This is a genomic window from Robiginitalea sp. (assembly GCF_049588695.1).
Lineage (GTDB): Bacteria > Bacteroidota > Bacteroidia > Flavobacteriales > Flavobacteriaceae > Robiginitalea.
Window position 1 is genome coordinate 1 of the sequence record NZ_JBAVZJ010000638.1, and the last position, 3,005, is coordinate 3,005.

The 3,005-nt window shown below is 48.9% G+C and carries 2 protein-coding genes; both read right to left on the reverse strand.

The genetic code is table 11. The annotated features are described in order from the left end of the window. A partial coding sequence (locus WBV75_RS14590; protein ID WP_424121313.1) for a TonB-dependent receptor occupies positions 1-1,660 on the reverse strand: 1,660 nt, incomplete at its 3' end. 163 nt (positions 1,661-1,823) lie between these two features. Next, the coding region (pgi, locus tag WBV75_RS14595; protein WP_424121314.1) for a glucose-6-phosphate isomerase at positions 1,824-3,005 on the reverse strand (1,182 nt) is incomplete at its 5' end.

Below are 3,005 nucleotides of genomic sequence, written 5' to 3' on the forward strand. Positions count from 1 at the left end.
GGGAATAACCGTGCTGGTATAACGTGGCATCCTGTTGGGCAAGGAATTGGTCCAATCCGCTGGCAATTAGGTTTCCGGCATCATCGAAATCATCTTCAAAGGTGTAATCACCGTAGTTAAAGGCGAAAAAGAGGTTCTTTATATCGGCAAATTCCAGGTTGGCACCAAGAGTTACGGTATGCCGACCCGTGTAGATTTCAAAATTATTGGTTATGGTAAAAATATTCTGATCCAGGAGGTTAGCCGTTGAAAAAGGCTCCGCCCCGAAGGAAATCGTTCCGGCACCGTCCTGAATATCTACCGTCGGGAAGGGATCTCCCAGAGGATCCCTGTCATCACTTACCGATGTATATCCCAGCACGAAGTTATTGGAGAACTTATTGCCAAACCTCGAGTTCAGTTCAAGGGCCAAAGAGTTTGTGGTAGTTTCGAAAGATTCCGAACCGTTGATAAAACCGATGTTACGGAAACCGGAACTCCGGGCTTCCAGGTTGTCTGCCCCTACGTATCCATATCTCAGGGAGAGCTTGTGATCTTCATTGATGTTCCAGTCAACTTTCGCGGTGAATTTATTACTCTCGAGCGTTCGGGTGTTATTGTCGAAAATCCCGGGCTCGTACCCGTAAGTGTTCCCGAGGAAGTTGCTCAGGTTATCCAGATCAGCGATCGAAGACCGACCGATATAATTACTGAAGTTAAACGGTTGCGGAGTCTCATCGTCTTGTCTTTCGTAGTTGACGAAGAAAAACAGTTTGTCCTTAATTATAGGACCTCCTATACGCACCCCGTAAGTAAGGGCGGTAAAATCGTCCAGTCGCTGACGCTCTTCGTCATCCCCTACCAACCCGGGAGGTGTCTTGCCCGCCAGACTCTGGTTTCTTAAAAATCCGTAGGCTGAGCCTTCCCAGTTGTTTGAACCGGATCGCGTAATCGCGTTAATCGACCCTCCGGAGAAACCGGATTGTTTAACATCAAAAGGAGCGATGTTAATCTGGATCGTTTCAATAGCATCTACGGAAAGAGGATTGACACCCGTCTGGCCTCCGTTGGTACCGGAACCCGCCAGTCCGAAGACATCGTTATTTACCGCACCGTCAATGTAGATGGCGTTGTATCGGTTGTTCTGACCCGCAAGGGAAATACTGAACCCGTCATTGCCTTCAGTGACCTGGGCCTGAGGGGTGATACGCACAAAATCCGCAAGTGAACGCGAGGTTGCCGGCAGGGTCTGTACTTCCCGGTTGCTCACCGTCGTCTCGGATCCCGTTTTACTGGCCCCGAAAATCCCGGAGCTTGTACCTGTAACCACAACTTCCTCCAGGGCGGTAGCGGATTCATCCAGCGCAATATTGAACTGGGATGCCCGACCGAGGGTCAGGTATACATTTTCCCGTACGTCCGTCTCAAAACCAATGTACGAGAAGGAGATTCGGTAAGGTCCGCCGGCACGCATATTGGAAATCCGGAAGAACCCGTCGAAGTCTGTAGCAGCTCCATAGGTGGAGCCCGTCGGTTGGTGAACCGCTACGATGCTGGCTCCTCCCAAAGGTTCGCCGGCAGCATCGGTCATTTTTCCTGCAATTGCAGATGTTGTAACTCCCTGCCCAAATGCAAAGGAAGCACTTAGCACAGTAATCAGGGTTAGAATTAGTCTTTTCATATTAATGGTCTTTAAACTTTAAAGCGCTGCAAAAGTGATGTATATCACCCACTTTTATATTAACAGAAGGTTAAATAATTTTAGGTCAAAATTAACAATAAAAAGAGGGCAGTTTTACCGGACTGCCCTTGAAATCACAAGAAGTTATAAACGTATTTTAAGCCTATTGTTTTCGGTAGGTAGCCATTAAGCGGGATGTCGAAGTGTCGTGGTTTCCCGCTGTTCCATCTCCTAATTCCTTGAGGATGGTCTTGGCCAGTTGTTTGCCCAGTTCCACACCCCACTGATCGTAACTGAAGATGTTCCAAATAACGCCCTGTACAAAGATCTTGTGCTCGTACATGGCGATAAGCGCCCCAAGGCGTTCGGGTGTCAGGGAATCGATGAGAAGTGTATTTGTAGGCTTGTTGCCCTCAAATATTTTAAAGGGAAGGAGTTCCTGAACTGCAGCTTCTGAAAGTCCCTGGCCTTTGAGTTCTGCAGCCACCTCTTTTGCATCCTTGCCATTCATCAGGGCCTCGGTCTGGGCAAAAAAATTCGCCATCAATTTGTCGTGATGATCCATGTCTCCATGGAGGGGTCGTTTAAACCCGATAAAATCGGCTGGGATCAATTTAGTGCCCTGGTGGATAAGCTGAAAAAAAGCGTGTTGTGAATTCGTCCCAGGCGCTCCCCAGATAATCGTTCCGGTCTGGTATCCCACGGGCTCACCTTTGCGGTCTGCCCGCTTGCCATTGCTCTCCATTACCCCTTGCTGCAGATAGGCGGGAAGGGACTGCAGGTATTGCGAATAAGGAATAACCGCTTCCGTCTCTGCACCAAAAAAATTGTTGTACCAAATACTGAGCAAGGCCAGCACTACGGGAATGTTTCGGTCAAACGGAGCGGTTTGGAAATGCCTGTCCATTTTCCGCGCCCCGTCGAGCAACTCAGAAAAATGAGTATACCCGATTCCCAGGCAGATCGAGAGGCCTACCGCACTCCAGAGCGAAAACCGCCCCCCTACCCAATCCCACATGGGAAAGACATTCTCCGGTGCAATTCCGAAATCCGAAATCTGTTTGGTATTGGTCGAAACGGCCGCAAAATGCAACGCCACATCCTTTGGGGAAGCCTGTTTGAGAAACCACTTTTTAATCGTCAGGGCATTGCTGAGCGTTTCCTGAGTGGTAAAGGACTTGGAGACCACTATAAACAATGTAGTTTCCGGATCCAGGCCTTTGAGCGATTCGTACACGTGATCCCCATCGACGTTGCTTACAAAATGTAACTTTAGATGATTGCTGTAGTGTTTCAGCGCTTCGGTAACCATGACGGGGCCCAGATCTGAACCGCCAATGCCAAT